Source organism: Streptomyces sp. NPDC008163, from assembly GCF_042956885.1.
In the GTDB taxonomy this organism is placed as follows: Bacteria; Actinomycetota; Actinomycetes; order Streptomycetales; family Streptomycetaceae; genus Streptomyces; species Streptomyces drozdowiczii_A.
The window spans coordinates 476,538-489,436 of the sequence record NZ_JBIBHG010000001.1 but is presented as its reverse complement, the minus strand read 5'-3'; the positions used below and the strand labels follow the sequence as shown (position 1 = coordinate 489,436).

Below are 12,899 nucleotides of genomic sequence, written 5' to 3'. Positions count from 1 at the left end.
GTCAGCCCATCACCAAATAGCCCGCGTCCCGCAGCGCCGCCTTCACGTCGTCGCAGTGCTCGGGCCCCTTCGTCTCCAGGTGCAGCTCCACCTCCGCCTCGGTGAGGCCGAGCCGGGGGTCCGTACGGGCGTGGCTGACGTCCAGCACGTTGGCGTCCGCGACCGAGAGCACGCCGAGCATGGCGGCCAGCGCGCCGGGCCGGTCGGTGAGCCGCAGCCGCAGGCTGAGGTAGCGCCCGGCCGCCGCCATGCCGTGGGTGAGGATGCGCTGCATCAGCAACGGGTCCACATTGCCGCCGGAGAGCAGCGCGACGACGGGCCCGTGGAACGACTTGGGGTCGCTGAGCAGGGCGGCCACCGGGCTCGCCCCGGCCGGTTCGACCACCATCTTGGCCCGCTCCAGGCAGAGCAGCAGGGCGCTGGACAGCTCGTCCTCGGAGACCGTACGCACCTCGTCCACCAGGTCCCTGACCAGGGCGAACGGCACATCGCCGGGGCGTCCGACCTTGATGCCGTCCGCCATGGTCTGGAGCGTCCCGAGGGAGACGGGGCGGTCGGCCGCCAGGGACGGCGGGTAGCACGCGGCGCCGGCCGCCTGCACGCCGACGATGCGCACATCGGGCCGGACGGCCTTGACCGCGACCGCGATGCCGGCCGCGAGCCCGCCGCCGCCCATGCCGACGACGATCGTCCGGACCTCGGGGCACTGCTCCAGGATCTCCAGCCCGACCGTGCCCTGCCCGGCGATGATGTCGGCGTGGTCGAAGGGGTGGATGAACACCGCGCCGGTCTCGCGCGCGTACTCCTGCGCGGCGGCCAGGGTCTCGTCGACGACCGTGCCGTGCAGCCGCACCCGGGCCCCGTACTCGCGGGTGGCGGCGACCTTCGGCAGCGGCGCCCCGACCGGCATGAAGACCGTGGAGCGTACGCCGAGGAGCGCAGACGCGAGGGCGACACCCTGCGCATGGTTCCCGGCGCTCGCGGCCACGACCCCTGCGGCGCGTTCGACCGGGGTGAGTCCCGAGATGCGTACGTAGGCGCCCCGCAGTTTGAACGAACCGGTCCGCTGGAGGTTCTCGCACTTGAACAGGACGGGCGCGCCCACGAGGCCCGAGAGATGGCGGCTGCCTTCGAGCGGAGTGACCTTGGCGACCCCGGAGAGCATCTTCTGCGCCCCCCGTACGTCATCGAGGATCACGGAGGGAAAGCTGCCGGGCGACGGGAAGTTCATACCGTAAGTCTTGCAGCTCGGAGGGGTCCCGGCCGCCGCTTGCCGGGCCGTCCTGCGCCGATGTCCGCAGGTTTGTGCAGCACTGGTACGCGTTGCCCCGGGGCCGCGTACTCTGTCCCCCACCCATCCGACACCGCACGAAGAGAGCCCCCGGCCATGCCCCCTCAGGACATGACGACTGCCTCGTCTCCATCCGGGGGCGCCGCCCCGGAAAACCCGGGTCCCGACCACGTTCTCGACACCCTCCAGCATCAGGTGGCCGTCTTCGCCCGCCGGGCCGAGCAGACCCGTCTCGGCGGGGTGGGCCAGGTGCGCAACTCCATGGACCGGGCGGCCTATCTGCTGCTGAACCGGCTGGACCGGGAAGGTCCGATGGGCGTCAAGGCGCTGGCCGCCGGGATGGGGATCGACTCGTCCACGGTGACCCGGCAGGTCGCGCCGCTGGTCGACACCGGCCTGGTGAAGCGGACCTCGCACCCGGAGGACGGGCGGGCGGTCGTGCTCCAGTTGTCGCCGCGCGGCCAGGCCCGGCTGGACGAGGTCCGGGACTCGCGGCGGGAGTTGATGTCGCAGGTGACGGACGGGTGGAGCGAGGAGGAGCGGGACACGTTCTGCGCGCTGCTCACCCGGTTCAACGCGGCGCTGGCGGCCCGGCAGACCGCGCACCAGACGGCGCACGCGAACTGAACGCCCGTCGGCTCCCCGGGGGTTGACCTGAGGGCCGCGGCGCGCTCGGATTGAGGTGTGCGAGAGCGTCATGCGGGCCCGCTGCGGGGCCGCGCCCAGGACTTCGAGTCCTTCGTCGCGGGCGCGGCGGGCCGGCTGCTGCACACGGCCACGCTGCTGACCGCCGAACCGGCGGACGCACCCGGCGCGCACCCGCACGCGCTGCGGCTGCTCACCGCCTCGCTGGCCCGGACGTTCGCCGACTGGGAGCGGCTGCGGGGCGAGGACCCGTACAACCGCACCCGGCAGGAGCTGGCGGCCAGGTTCGCCCGCGAGGCGTGGCGCCACCACCGGCCGCGCGGCGGCCTGCTGGACCGGCTGACCCCGCAGGAACGCCTGGTGCTGGTGCTGCGGCTGTACGAAGGGGTCCCCGAGGAGCAGACGGCGGCCCTGCTCGGGCTGCCCGAGGACCGGGTGCGCGCGGTCTGCAACCGGTCGGTGGCCACCCTGCGCGGCACCAGGAGCCCGACCGCGCGCCGGGGCCCGGCCCGGCTGCTGGGGGCCGCGCCGTGAGCGGCACCGGGCGGCGCGAGGACGAGGTGCGCCGGATGCTGGAGGGCCCGCATCCGCAGGTGCCCGCCGACCTGTCGGCCCGGGCGGCCGAGCGGGGCGGGGGGCTGCTGCGGCGGCGGCGGGCGCTGCGCAGGCTCTGGGTGCTGGCGCTGGTCGCCGCGGTGGCGGTGTTCGCCGTGTGGGCGCTGACGGTCCGGCCGTGGGAGACGCCCCCGGCGGAGACGACGCCGGTGGACAGCTGGTAGAAGCGGCGGGCCCGGTGTTCCGGACTACCCTGGAAAGGAGTGGTCAGGAGGCTGTCATGACCCGGAAAATCGCTGACTGCCGCAAGTATCCGAGCGAGTCGGACTGCTCGCTGACGATCGCCGGCGAGGAGGAGGAAGTCGTGCGGGCCGCGAGCGAGCACGCCGTCTCCGTCCACCAGCACACGGACAGCCCCGAGCTGCGGGAGCAGGTCAGGGCGACGCTGGAGGACGAGCCGGCCTGAAGCCCGGGCGGGCGGGACCGAAGACTCCGGCCCCGCCCCCCTTGTTTTTCTGCGCCTAACCCAGCGCCTGCGTCAGGTCCGCGAGCAGGTCGTCCGCGTTCTCGATGCCGACGGAGAGCCGGACCAGGTCGGCCGGGACCTCCAGCGGGGAGCCGGCCGCCGAGGCGTGCGTCATGCGGCCGGGGTGCTCCAGGAGCGATTCGACGCCGCCCAGGGACTCGCCCAGGGTGAACAGCTTCGCCCGGTTGCAGACCTCGACCGCCGCCTCCTCGCCGCCCTCGACGCGGAAGGACACCATGCCGCCGAAGGCCCGCATCTGCTTGGCGGCGACCTCGTGGCCCCGGTGCTCGGGCAGGCCCGGGTAGAGGACCTGGGTGACCTTGGGGTGCCGGGTCAGCAGCTCGGCGACCTTGGTGGCGTTCTCGCTGTGGCGGTCCATGCGCACGGCGAGCGTCTTGATGCCGCGGAGCACCAGCCAGGCGTCGAACGGGCCGGCCACGCCGCCCATCGCGTTCTGGTGGAAGACCAACTCGTCGGCCAGGTCGGGGTCGTTGACGATCAGCGCGCCGCCGACGACGTCCGAGTGGCCGCCCATGTACTTGGTGGTGGAGTGCACGACGACATCCGCGCCGAGCGCCAGCGGCTGCTGGAGGTAGGGGCTCGCGAAGGTGTTGTCCACGACGAGCCGCGCCCCGGCGGTGCGGGCGACCTGGGCGACGGCGGCGATGTCGGTGATGCCGAGCAGCGGATTGGACGGGGTCTCCACCCAGACCGCCTTGGTGCGCGGGGTGATCGCCGCCCGGACCGCCGCCACGTCCGAGGTGTCCGCCACGGAGAACTCCACGCCCCAGCGCGAGGCGACCTTCGCGAACAGCCGGAACGTGCCGCCGTAGGCGTCGTTCGGGATGACCACGTGGTCGCCGGGGGTCAGCAGCGTGCGGAGCAGGCAGTCCTCGGCGGCGAGGCCGGAGGCGAAGGCGAGCCCGCGCCGGCCGCCCTCCAGGGCCGCGAGGTTCTCCTCCAGGGCGGTGCGGGTCGGGTTGGCGCTGCGGCTGTACTCGTAACCGCCGCGCAGCCCGCCCACGCCGTCCTGCTTGTACGTGGACACCTGGTAGATGGGCGGGACCACGGCGCCGGTGAGGGGATCGGCGGTGTTCCCCGCGTGGATGGCGCGGGTTTCGAAGCTGTGCTGGTCGCTCATGGGGCCGAGCGTAGTTCGTCACGAGGGGGCTCACGGGTCACATGGCCGTCCGGTGACAATGGGGGCATGGAGATTCTGTGGTTCCTGCTCGCGCTGTGCCTGCTGACCGCCGCGATCGGCCCGTACGTGCTGCGCCGGCGCGGGGGCGGTATCCGGCTGGCGGCGCCGGGCTCCCCCGATGCCGCCGACCCGCAGGACTACGGCTTCGTGCGCCAGGAGGAGCTGGACGTCCGGACGCCGGGGGCGGACCAGGACCTGCTGGACGTGCTGGAGGTCGTGCAGCACACGCAGGAGTGGCGGGCCGCGTCCCAGCTGCTGGCCGGGACGCCGAAGGAGGGCGAGCTGCGCTGGCAGCGGGTACAGGCGTTCGCCGGGGCGGCCTCCCTGGAGCTGCTGCGGCAGCCGGGCGTCGGCGGGGCGTGGCTGCGCAAGTGGCGCGCGGAGGCGCCGAAGGACGCGGGCGCGGCGGCGGTGCACGCGGAGTTCCTGGTGCAGCAGGCGTGGCGTTCGTCCACGGCGGGTACGGACGACTTCCGGATCATCCTTGAGGAGGCCCGTACGGTGATCGGCGAGGCGGCCCTGCTCGCCCCGGGCGACCCGGTCCCGTACATCGTGGAGTTGGCGGTCGCGCGCGGACTCGGTTACTCCGGCGAGGAGTTCGACCAGCTGTGGGCGAAGATCATCGACCGGGCGCCCGCGCACCTGGGCGCGCACGTCGCCGCGCTGCACTTCTGGAGCGAGCGGTGGCACGGCTCGCGCGAGGAGGCCGACCGCTTCGCGACGGCCGCCGCCGCCCGCGCCCCGCAGGGCTCGCTGCTGGCCGGGCTGCCGCTGTTCGCGGTGTACGAGCACCTGCCCGAGGTCAATCTGGTGCGCGGCTTCTACGAGAGCCAGGTGGTGACCCGGGCCGTGGAGGGCGCGATGTACGCGGTGCACTCGGCGCGCGCGGACGACCCGATGCTGCCGCACGTGCGCCATCTGCTGGTGCTGTTCCTGGTGCGGATGGAGCGCTGGGCGGAGGCGGTGCACCAGCTGGTGCACATCGACGGGTACGTGGGCGCGCTGCCGTGGACGGCGAGCGAGGACCCGGCCGCGGAGTACGCGGTGTACCGGGCACTGGCGGTCGCGGGATACGAGGCGAACGGCGGCAGCCCGGCGACCCTGCCGCACTGAGCCCCGCGAGGAATCCGCGGGGGCCCCGGAGCGTTGTACGGACAGCACGCCGACCCAGGAGGAGCCCCCGCATGTTCCTGCACCGCCGCACCCCCCAGCTCCCCACCCGGGAGGAGGCCCTGCGCGGCCGTCCCACCCCCGAGTTCACCGTCCCGGACCGCCACACGGTGCTGGGCAATCCGCTGCTCGGCCCGTATCCGGAGGGCCTGGAGGTCGCCGACTTCGCGCTGGGCTGTTTCTGGGGCGCCGAGCGCAAGTTCTGGCAGACGGACGGCGTCTGGACGACACTCGCCGGCTACCAGGGCGGCTATACGGAGAATCCCGCGTACGAGGAGGTCTGCTCGGGCCTCACCGGCCACACGGAGGCCGTCCGCGTCGTGTACGACCCGAGGACCGTCACGTACGCGGAGCTGCTGAAGCTGTTCTGGGAGTCCCACGACCCGACCCAGGGCTTCCGCCAGGGCAACGACGTGGGTACGCAGTACCGCTCCGCGGTCTACACCCACTCCCCCGAGCAGGCGGCGGCCGCCGAGGCGTCCCGCCAGGCGTACCAGAAGGTCCTGACGGCCTCCGGCCACGGCGAGATCACCACGGAGATCCTGCCGGCCGACGGCCGCCCGTTCTGGCCCGCCGAACCGGCGCACCAGCAGTACCTGGACAAGAACCCGGCCGGCTACTGCGGCATCGGCGGCACGGGCGTCTCCTGCCCGGTGGGCGTGGCGCCCGCGGAGAGCTGAGCCCCGCGCGTACGGGAACGGGCCCGGGGAAGCGTCCCCGGGCCCGTTCCGTGCGTCGTGGCCGGGGTCAGATGAGCCCCTGGGCCAGCATCGCGTCGGCGACCAGTTCGAAGCCGGCGATGTTGGCGCCGACGACGTAGTTGCCGGGGCTGCCGTACTTCTCGGCGGTGGTGTAGCAGGAGTCGTGGATGTGGCGCATGATCTCCGCGAGGCGCTGCTCGGTGTGGGCGAAGGTCCAGGAGTCGCGCGAGGCGTTCTGCTGCATCTCCAGGGCGCTGGTGGCCACGCCGCCCGCGTTGGCCGCCTTGCCGGGGGCGAAGGCCACTCCGGCGTCCTGGAAGACGCGGACGGCCTCGGGGGTGGTGGGCATGTTGGCGCCCTCGGCGACCGCCTTGACGCCGTTGCGGACGAGGGCGAGCGCGTCGGCCTCGTGCAGTTCGTTCTGCGTCGCGCAGGGCAGGGCCACGTCGACGGGGACGTTCCAGACGCCGGTGCCCTCGACGTACTTCACGTGCGCGCCGCGCCGCTCGGCGTACTCGGAGATGCGGCCGCGGCCGCGCTCCTTGATCTCCTTGAGCAGGTCGAGGTCGATGCCCTTGTCGTCCACGATGTAGCCGCCGGAGTCGGAGGCGGTGACGACGGTGGCGCCGAGCTGCTGGGCCTTCTCGATGGCGTAGATCGCGACGTTGCCGGAGCCGGACACGGAGATGCGCTGGCCGTCCAGGGACTCGCCCCGGCTGCGCAGCATCTCGGCGGTGAACATGACGCAGCCGTAGCCGGTCGCCTCGGTGCGGACGAGGGCGCCGCCCCAGCCGAGGCCCTTGCCGGTGAGGACGCCGGACTCGTGGCGGTTGGTGATCCGCTTGTACTGGCCGAAGAGGTAGCCGATCTCGCGCCCGCCGACCCCGATGTCACCGGCGGGCACATCGGTGTACTCGCCGACGTGGCGGTGCAGCTCGGTCATGAAGGACTGGCAGAACCGCATGATCTCGGCGTCGGAGCGGCCCTTCGGGTCGAAGTCCGCGCCACCCTTGCCGCCGCCGATGGGCATGCCGGTGAGGGCGTTCTTGAAGATCTGCTCGAAGCCGAGGAACTTCACGATGCCGAGGTTGACCGAGGGGTGGAAGCGCAGACCGCCCTTGTACGGACCGAGCAGGCTGGAGAACTCGACGCGGAAGCCCCGGTTGACGTGGATGTCGCCCGAGTCGTCCGACCACGGCACCCGGAAGATGAGCTGGCGCTCCGGCTCGCAAATGCGTTCGATGACCCGGGCGTCCACGAACTCCGGCCGCTTGGCGAGCACGGGACCGAGGGTCTCCAGGACCTCCCGGACCGCCTGATGGAACTCCTTCTCGCCCTGATTGCGGCGCAGCACCTCGGCGTACAACGGCTCGATGATGCGGTTCTCGGCGGCGTGCGAGGTGGCGGAGTCAGGGGTGACCGGCATCTGATCAAGACCTTCCATGGGTCGGCTCATACGCGGGGGCACCCCGATTCTCCCAGCGGCTCCGGCCCGAGGACCGTGGCATCCGGCGGGTGATCCGCCGCCGAAGGGCCCGCGACCTGGCCAACGGCCTTGCGCACGGCCGGATCGGCGCGCGATTGGCCGGGCCCGCACGCCCGGCGAGCCCCCGCCGACGTGGTGAACCTCACAGTCGCGCGGCCTCGACGGTGAGGTTCCGGAAACCCGGGCGTTACGCCGCGGGAGTGACGTCCGCCCGCAGCGCCGCCGCCGTCGCCGTCGGGTCGTAGTCCGGCGCGACGCCCTCCACGAGCACCACGTCGCCCGCCATGTTCCGGGCCCGCAGCGGCACCAGCTCCTGGTAGGCCGGCGAGGCGTACCAGGCGCGCGCCTCCCCGATGGACGGGAAGCCGACGACCACCACCGCACCGGGCCACGCGCCCTCGATCACCTCAACCGGCGCGTTGTGGACCAGGAAGCGGCCGCCGAACGGGTCCAGCGTCGACTGGATGCGCGCGATGTAGTCGATGACCTCCGCGTTGGGGCGGCCCTCGGGGTACAGGTGCGCGATGGCGTAGGCGGTCATGGTGGGCCCTCCGGTTCGTACGGTCGTCCGTCGGCTGATGGGCCCCATGCTGCCGACGGCGCCGGAGGGCGTCGATTACCCGCGGGGTAATAGGGAACGCCCCGGGACGTAATGACGGTGCATCAGACATGATTCGCTCATGACATCCATACGGGGAAACCGCAGAGGTCTCCGTCCGCACCGGCCCGCCGGCCCCGCGCTGCCCGCCCGGTCCGGCCCCAGCGGGTCGTTACGCCCCGGCCCGCGCACCCCGCCGCGCGCCGGTGAGATGCGGCGCTGCCTCTCGGTGGGCCTGGACTGCTACCTCTGCGTGCTCGCGGCCGGGCTGCTGGCCAGGCCGTACATGGACACCGCCGCGCTGCCCGAGGCGGTGGCGCTGCTGGCCGTGCCGGTGCTCGTGCTGTCCTTCGTCAACCAGGTCGTGCTCACCGCGTTCCTCGGCGCGGGCGCGGGCAAGCTGATCATGGGCATCCGGGTGGTGAGCCTGCCGGACGTCCGCCGCCCGGGCCCCGGCCTGCTGGTGCGGCGCTGGCTGTACGGGCTGGCCTGGCTGCCGCTGCGCCCGTGGCACGGACTGCGCGGGCGGCACGACGAGGACGGGCCCCCGCTGGTGCGGAGCTGCGAGCAGGAGGCCTGGTACGCGGACCCGCTCGGCCTGCGCCAGGTCCGCAGGGGCGACCTCGTGGCGTACCGCAGGGCTGTGCGGCCCCGGGCCTGACACCGCCGCCGGGGGCACGGGGCCCGCCGGCGGCGGCCGGGGACGGGGCGGGGCGGGTCAGGCCGGGGCGTTCTCCGTGATGGTGACCCTGCCCTTGCGGATGGTGGCCAGACGCGGGGCGCGGCGGGCGATGGAGCTGTCGTGGGTGACCATGACGAAGGTGAGCCCGTGCTCCTTCCACAGGGTCTCCAGGACCTCCATGATCTCGTCGCGCATGGACTCGTCGAGATTGCCGGTGGGCTCGTCCGCGAGCAGCACCTTGGGCCGCTTGACCAGGGCACGGGCGATGGCGACGCGCTGCTGCTGGCCGCCGGACATCTCGCCGGGCACATGGCCCAGGCGCTCGCCGAGCCCGACGGAGTCCAGCGCCTCGGCGGCTCTTCCGCGCCGCTCGGACGCCTTGACGCCGAGAGGGACGAGGGCGGTCTCGACGTTCTCCTGGGCGGTGAGCGTCGGGATGAGGTTGAAGCTCTGGAAGACGAAGCCGATGTTCTCGGCGCGCACCTTGGTGAGCTTGGCCTCGCTGAGCTCGGCCAGGTCCATGCCGTCGAGCTCGATGCTCCCGGCGGTGGGCCGGTCCAGGCCGCCGAGCATCTGGAGCAGGGTGGACTTGCCGCCGCCGGTGGGGCCCTGGATGACCAGGCGGCCGCCGTCCTCGATGGTGAGGTCGACTCCGGCGAGGGCGTGCACGATGGACTTGCCGCGCTGGTACTGCTTGGTGACGCCGCGAAGTGTGTACATGGGTGATCTCCTGACGGGGTGTGGGGTCCGGGCTGCTACTCGACGCGGCGCAGTGCGTCCGCCGGGCGCAGCCGGGAGGCGCGCCAGCCGCCGAAGGCGCCCGCGATCAGCCCGCCCGCCACGGCCAGGGCGACGGCGGTCAGGATGACGGAGAGGGAGACGGGCGCGGTGAGCGCGATGTCGAGGGCCTTGGACGCGCTCTGCCGGCCGAAGCCGGGCCCGCCGCCGCCCATCATGCCGCCGCGCGCCCCACCGCCGGAGGAGCCCAGTTCGGCGGTGAGCGTGGGGCTGACGGCGGTGACCGCGTAGGCGCCGGCCAGACCGACGGCGATGCCGAGAACGCCGCCGATGAGGCCGTTGACCAGGGCCTCGCCGACGACCTGGCGGGTGACCCGGCCGCTCTTCCAGCCGAGCGCCTTCAGCGTGCCGAATTCGCGGACGCGGCGGCTGACGGCGGAGGAGGTGAGGAGCCCGGCGACCAGGAACGCGGCGACCAGGACGGCGATGGAGAGCCACTTGCCGACGCCGGCGGCCAGGTCGGACGCGGTGGACAGGGAGCCGGAGACGGTGTCCGCGAGGTCGGCGGAGGTGGTGACCGTGGTGCCGGAGATGTTCTTCTGGATGGCCGACTTGACGCCGTCGATCCGCTGGGAGTCCGTGGCCTTCACGTACACCGTGGTGACCTTGTCCTTGGAGTCGGACAGGGTCTGCGCCTGCTTGAGCGGGATGTAGAGGTTGGCGGCCGCGTCGCCGCTGTCGGCCGTCGAGACCCCGATGATCGTGAACTTGGTGCCGTGGACGGTCACGGTCTTGCCGGGGGCGAGGCTCTTCTCCTTGGCGTACGCGGAGTCGACCACGGCCACCTCGGCGTTGGTCTCGGTCGTCTTGAACGTACGCCCGGAGGTGATCTTCGAGGAGGTGAGCGGGCCGAGGTCCTGCTGGGTGACGTCGGTTCCGTACACCGTGTAGGAGTTGACGTCGAAGGAGGCGCCGCCGCCCCTGACCTCGCCCTGCGGCTGGCCGCTGCCGCCGCCGAACCCGCGGCCGCCGCCGCCCTGGCCCGTACCGCCCTCCTGCTTGAACTCGCCGCGCTTGAACTGCCCGTCGACCTTCATGACGTTCAGGCTCAGCCCGCCCACCGCACCGGCGACGCCGTCCTGCTCGCCCACCTTGGTGACGGTGGAGGAAGCCAGGGTCTGGAAGCCCTGGACCATGACCCGGTCGGTGCTCTGGGTCGCGTCGTCGTCGTTGTCCTTGGCGTCGAACTCGAACCTGGGGCGGCCGGTTGCGCCCGATCCCGGCGCCGCGGCCGCCTTGGTGACGGTCATGTCGGTGCCGAGCCCGTACAGCGATTCCAGGACCTTGTCCTGGGCCTTGCTCATGCCCGAGGAGACGGAGCTGACGACGATGACCAGCGCAATGCCGAGGGCGAGCCCGGAGGCGACGACGAGCGCCGCCTTTCTGCGGCGGCGCAGTTCGCGCCGGAGGTAGGTGAAGAACATGGCGCGAGGCTAGGAACGGCGCGTGATGGTGGGTTAAGGCCACCATGAGAGCCGGATGAGAACCACGGGCACGCCGAAGGCGGCGGCACCGAGGGGGTGCCGCCGCCTTCGGCGTACGGGGTGGGGTCCGGCCGGACGGACCGGTCAGGCGGTGGAGCCCGCCGTCCACTCGGCCCAGCTGAGGTTCCAGCCGTTCAGGCCGTTGGAGGGCTGGATCGTCTTGTCCGGGGAGTTCTTGACGACGACGACGTCACCGACCATGGAGTTGTTGTAGAACCACGCGGCCGGCTGGTCCGCGTCACCGGCGCCCTTGACGTCCTGGAGGCCGACGCAGCCGTGGCTGGTGTTGACCTTGCCGAAGATGCCCTTGCCCCAGTAGTTGCCGTGGATGAAGGTGCCCGACGTGGACAGCCGCATGGCGTGCGGCACGTCCTTGATGTCGTACTCGCCCTTGCCGTCGTCGTCCGTGAAGCCGACGGTGGCGCCGTTCATCCGGGTCTCCTTGTACTTCTCGGAGATCACCATCTGGCCGTTGTACGTCGGGTTGTCGGGGCCGCCCGCGGAGATCGGGATGGTCTTGACCGTCTTGCCGTCCCGGGTGACGGTCATCATGTGGGTCTTGGCGTCGACCGTGGAGACCTGGTTGCGGCCGATCTTGAAGGTGACCGTCTTCTGCTGGACGCCGTAGACGCCGTCCGAGCCCTCGACGCCGTCCAGGGACAGCTTCAGGGTGACGGTCGAACCGGCCTGCCAGTAATTCTCGGGGCGCAGGTCGAGGCGCTGGTTGTTGAACCAGTGGCCGACGACTTCCTGGCCGCTGCTGGACGTCACCTTGATGCCGTCCTGGACGGCCTTGGTGTCGGTGATCGGCTTGTTGAAGTTGATCGAGACGGGCATGCCGACGCCGACCGTGGAGCCGTCCTCGGGGGTGAAGTTCCCGATGAAGCTCTTGTCGGGCGAGACGGTGGTGAAGGAGGAGTTCTCGTGCGCCTCGCGGCCCTTGGCGTCCTTCGCCGTCGCGCTGACCTTGTAGGTGGTCGAGCGCTCCAGCTGGGCGTCCGGCTGCCAGCTCGTGCCGTCGGCGGAGAGGGTGCCCTTGACGCTCTTGCCGTCCGCGCTGGTCATGGTGACCTCGGTCAGCTTGCCCTTGGCGACGGTGACCTTGGCGGCGTTGTTGATGCTCGCGTTGGTCGCGCCGTTCTTGGGCGCGATCGTTATCTGCGCCTCGGAGGTCTCCTGAGCCGCCGCCTTGTCGACGTCGGCCGCCTGGGACTTCGAGCTCTCGGGGCTGGGACCGCCCTTGTCGCCGCCGTCGTCGCAGGCGGAAAGCACCAGTACGCCGCCGAGCAGTGCGGACGCGGCCATCAGGCCCTTGCGCCGCTTGCTGTCCGTCATCACACGCTTCTCCATCGTTGCCGAAATCCCCAAAAACCCCGAAAAGGCCGCCCAACGGCGAAACCCCGTCAATGTTCCAAGAACCCCTGGTACGGGATCCCCGTTCCACGTCCGTCGAATGTGTGGGGAACACCACTCTTCGACGCCGTGCCGGGGGCGGTGGTTCCCGCGTCCGCGGCACGGACCGGCTCCGGTCCGCCACGAGCGGGCAGGGCCTGCGTTCCCGCAGGTCGGGCCCGCCGCTTGGGACCGCCGCAGCCGTCGGCCTCCCTCCCATTGTGCGGGACGACCGGGGCACCCCTCGTCGAGGACGCGTTCCCCGGCGGCCTCACCGCCATGCCTTCCCCAGGGCCCTGGCGTGATGCGAATGACAGGCCCTAGCATCGGCACGAGCCGGACGTCCGGCCGTCGCAAGGGAGACCGATTT

At 72.1% G+C, this 12,899-nt stretch carries 14 protein-coding genes; 7 read left to right on the top strand and 7 right to left on the bottom strand.

Going from position 1 to position 12,899, the window contains the following annotated elements; genetic code table 11:
• Nucleotide 1: 1 nt before the first annotated feature.
• Complete coding sequence (gene ilvA / locus ACFZAT_RS02420) at nt 2–1,231, bottom strand: threonine ammonia-lyase (RefSeq protein ID WP_391258872.1); 1,230 nt, start codon at nt 1,229–1,231, stop codon at nt 2–4.
• Between the two features lie 156 nt (nt 1,232–1,387).
• Here ilvA and ACFZAT_RS02415 point away from each other — a divergent pair, with 156 nt between their 5' ends.
• Genes ACFZAT_RS02415 through ACFZAT_RS02400 form a run of 4 tightly spaced genes read left to right on the top strand, consistent with a single transcriptional unit; the run spans nt 1,388 to nt 2,957 of the window.
• Nucleotides 1,388–1,918: a MarR family winged helix-turn-helix transcriptional regulator gene (locus ACFZAT_RS02415; protein ID WP_073964263.1), complete on the top strand. Its 531-nt coding sequence runs from the start codon at nt 1,388–1,390 to the stop codon at nt 1,916–1,918.
• Between the two features lie 57 nt (nt 1,919–1,975).
• The gene (locus ACFZAT_RS02410) at nt 1,976–2,470 is read left to right on the top strand and encodes a sigma factor-like helix-turn-helix DNA-binding protein (protein WP_391258869.1); all 495 of its coding nucleotides are present in this window, start codon (nt 1,976–1,978) and stop codon (nt 2,468–2,470) included.
• Complete coding sequence (locus ACFZAT_RS02405; RefSeq protein ID WP_391258866.1) at nt 2,467–2,715, top strand: hypothetical protein; 249 nt, start codon at nt 2,467–2,469, stop codon at nt 2,713–2,715. The genes ACFZAT_RS02410 and ACFZAT_RS02405 overlap by 4 nt, the downstream gene beginning before the upstream one ends.
• Nucleotides 2,716–2,771: 56 nt before the next feature.
• Nucleotides 2,772–2,957: a DUF1059 domain-containing protein gene (locus ACFZAT_RS02400; RefSeq protein WP_391258863.1), complete on the top strand. Its 186-nt coding sequence runs from the start codon at nt 2,772–2,774 to the stop codon at nt 2,955–2,957.
• A gap of 55 nt (nt 2,958–3,012) precedes the next feature.
• Here ACFZAT_RS02400 and ACFZAT_RS02395 read toward each other — a convergent pair whose 3' ends face one another.
• Nucleotides 3,013–4,158, bottom strand: a complete 1,146-nt coding sequence (locus ACFZAT_RS02395) for a cystathionine gamma-synthase (RefSeq protein WP_391258860.1) — start codon at nt 4,156–4,158, stop codon at nt 3,013–3,015.
• A 66-nt stretch (nt 4,159–4,224) separates the two neighbouring features.
• Here ACFZAT_RS02395 and ACFZAT_RS02390 point away from each other — a divergent pair, with 66 nt between their 5' ends.
• Together ACFZAT_RS02390 and msrA are read left to right on the top strand one after the other, a co-directional pair.
• Nucleotides 4,225–5,331, top strand: coding sequence for a hypothetical protein (locus tag ACFZAT_RS02390; protein ID WP_391258857.1), 1,107 nt, complete (start codon nt 4,225–4,227; stop codon nt 5,329–5,331).
• A 71-nt stretch (nt 5,332–5,402) separates the two neighbouring features.
• Nucleotides 5,403–6,068 (top strand): peptide-methionine (S)-S-oxide reductase MsrA, encoded by a 666-nt coding sequence (gene msrA, locus ACFZAT_RS02385; RefSeq protein ID WP_391258854.1) that lies wholly within the window; start codon nt 5,403–5,405, stop codon nt 6,066–6,068.
• Between the two features lie 67 nt (nt 6,069–6,135).
• Here the strand turns inward: msrA and gdhA are convergent, their stop codons facing one another.
• Both gdhA and ACFZAT_RS02375 read right to left on the bottom strand, forming a co-directional pair.
• Nucleotides 6,136–7,515, bottom strand: coding sequence for an NADP-specific glutamate dehydrogenase (gene gdhA, locus ACFZAT_RS02380; protein ID WP_391260203.1), 1,380 nt, complete (start codon nt 7,513–7,515; stop codon nt 6,136–6,138).
• A 247-nt stretch (nt 7,516–7,762) separates the two neighbouring features.
• Entirely contained in the window at nt 7,763–8,116 is a 354-nt protein-coding gene (locus ACFZAT_RS02375; protein WP_391258851.1) for a DUF1330 domain-containing protein, read from the bottom strand.
• Nucleotides 8,117–8,384: 268 nt separating this feature from the next.
• On the opposite strand from ACFZAT_RS02375, the gene ACFZAT_RS02370 reads away from it, so the two are divergent.
• A complete protein-coding gene (locus tag ACFZAT_RS02370; protein WP_391260200.1) occupies nt 8,385–8,834 on the top strand; it encodes an RDD family protein in 450 nt (149 codons plus the stop codon).
• A gap of 57 nt (nt 8,835–8,891) precedes the next feature.
• Here ACFZAT_RS02370 and ACFZAT_RS02365 read toward each other — a convergent pair whose 3' ends face one another.
• From ACFZAT_RS02365 to ACFZAT_RS02355, 3 genes are all read right to left on the bottom strand, one after another.
• Nucleotides 8,892–9,575 (bottom strand): ATP-binding cassette domain-containing protein, encoded by a 684-nt coding sequence (locus ACFZAT_RS02365; RefSeq protein ID WP_391258847.1) that lies wholly within the window; start codon nt 9,573–9,575, stop codon nt 8,892–8,894.
• Between the two features lie 35 nt (nt 9,576–9,610).
• Nucleotides 9,611–11,077, bottom strand: a complete 1,467-nt coding sequence (locus ACFZAT_RS02360; RefSeq protein ID WP_391258844.1) for an ABC transporter permease — start codon at nt 11,075–11,077, stop codon at nt 9,611–9,613.
• Between the two features lie 144 nt (nt 11,078–11,221).
• Entirely contained in the window at nt 11,222–12,487 is a 1,266-nt protein-coding gene (locus tag ACFZAT_RS02355; RefSeq protein WP_391258841.1) for an Ig-like domain-containing protein, read from the bottom strand.
• Nucleotides 12,488–12,899 lie beyond the last annotated feature (412 nt).

Bases quoted from the DNA above. Each gene is read 5' to 3' on its own strand.
- ilvA (WP_391258872.1), bottom strand. From the start codon at position 1,231: ATGAACTTCCCGTCGCCCGGCAGCTTTCCCTCCGTGATCCTCGATGAC.
- ACFZAT_RS02415 (WP_073964263.1), top strand. From the start codon at position 1,388: ATGCCCCCTCAGGACATGACGACTGCCTCGTCTCCATCCGGGGGCGCC.
- ACFZAT_RS02400 (WP_391258863.1), top strand. From the start codon at position 2,772: ATGACCCGGAAAATCGCTGACTGCCGCAAGTATCCGAGCGAGTCGGAC.
- ACFZAT_RS02395 (WP_391258860.1), bottom strand. From the start codon at position 4,158: ATGAGCGACCAGCACAGCTTCGAAACCCGCGCCATCCACGCGGGGAAC.
- ACFZAT_RS02390 (WP_391258857.1), top strand. From the start codon at position 4,225: ATGGAGATTCTGTGGTTCCTGCTCGCGCTGTGCCTGCTGACCGCCGCG.
- msrA (WP_391258854.1), top strand. From the start codon at position 5,403: ATGTTCCTGCACCGCCGCACCCCCCAGCTCCCCACCCGGGAGGAGGCC.
- gdhA (WP_391260203.1), bottom strand. From the start codon at position 7,515: ATGCCGGTCACCCCTGACTCCGCCACCTCGCACGCCGCCGAGAACCGC.
- ACFZAT_RS02375 (WP_391258851.1), bottom strand. From the start codon at position 8,116: ATGACCGCCTACGCCATCGCGCACCTGTACCCCGAGGGCCGCCCCAAC.
- ACFZAT_RS02370 (WP_391260200.1), top strand. From the start codon at position 8,385: ATGCGGCGCTGCCTCTCGGTGGGCCTGGACTGCTACCTCTGCGTGCTC.
- ACFZAT_RS02365 (WP_391258847.1), bottom strand. From the start codon at position 9,575: ATGTACACACTTCGCGGCGTCACCAAGCAGTACCAGCGCGGCAAGTCC.
- ACFZAT_RS02360 (WP_391258844.1), bottom strand. From the start codon at position 11,077: ATGTTCTTCACCTACCTCCGGCGCGAACTGCGCCGCCGCAGAAAGGCG.
- ACFZAT_RS02355 (WP_391258841.1), bottom strand. From the start codon at position 12,487: ATGGAGAAGCGTGTGATGACGGACAGCAAGCGGCGCAAGGGCCTGATG.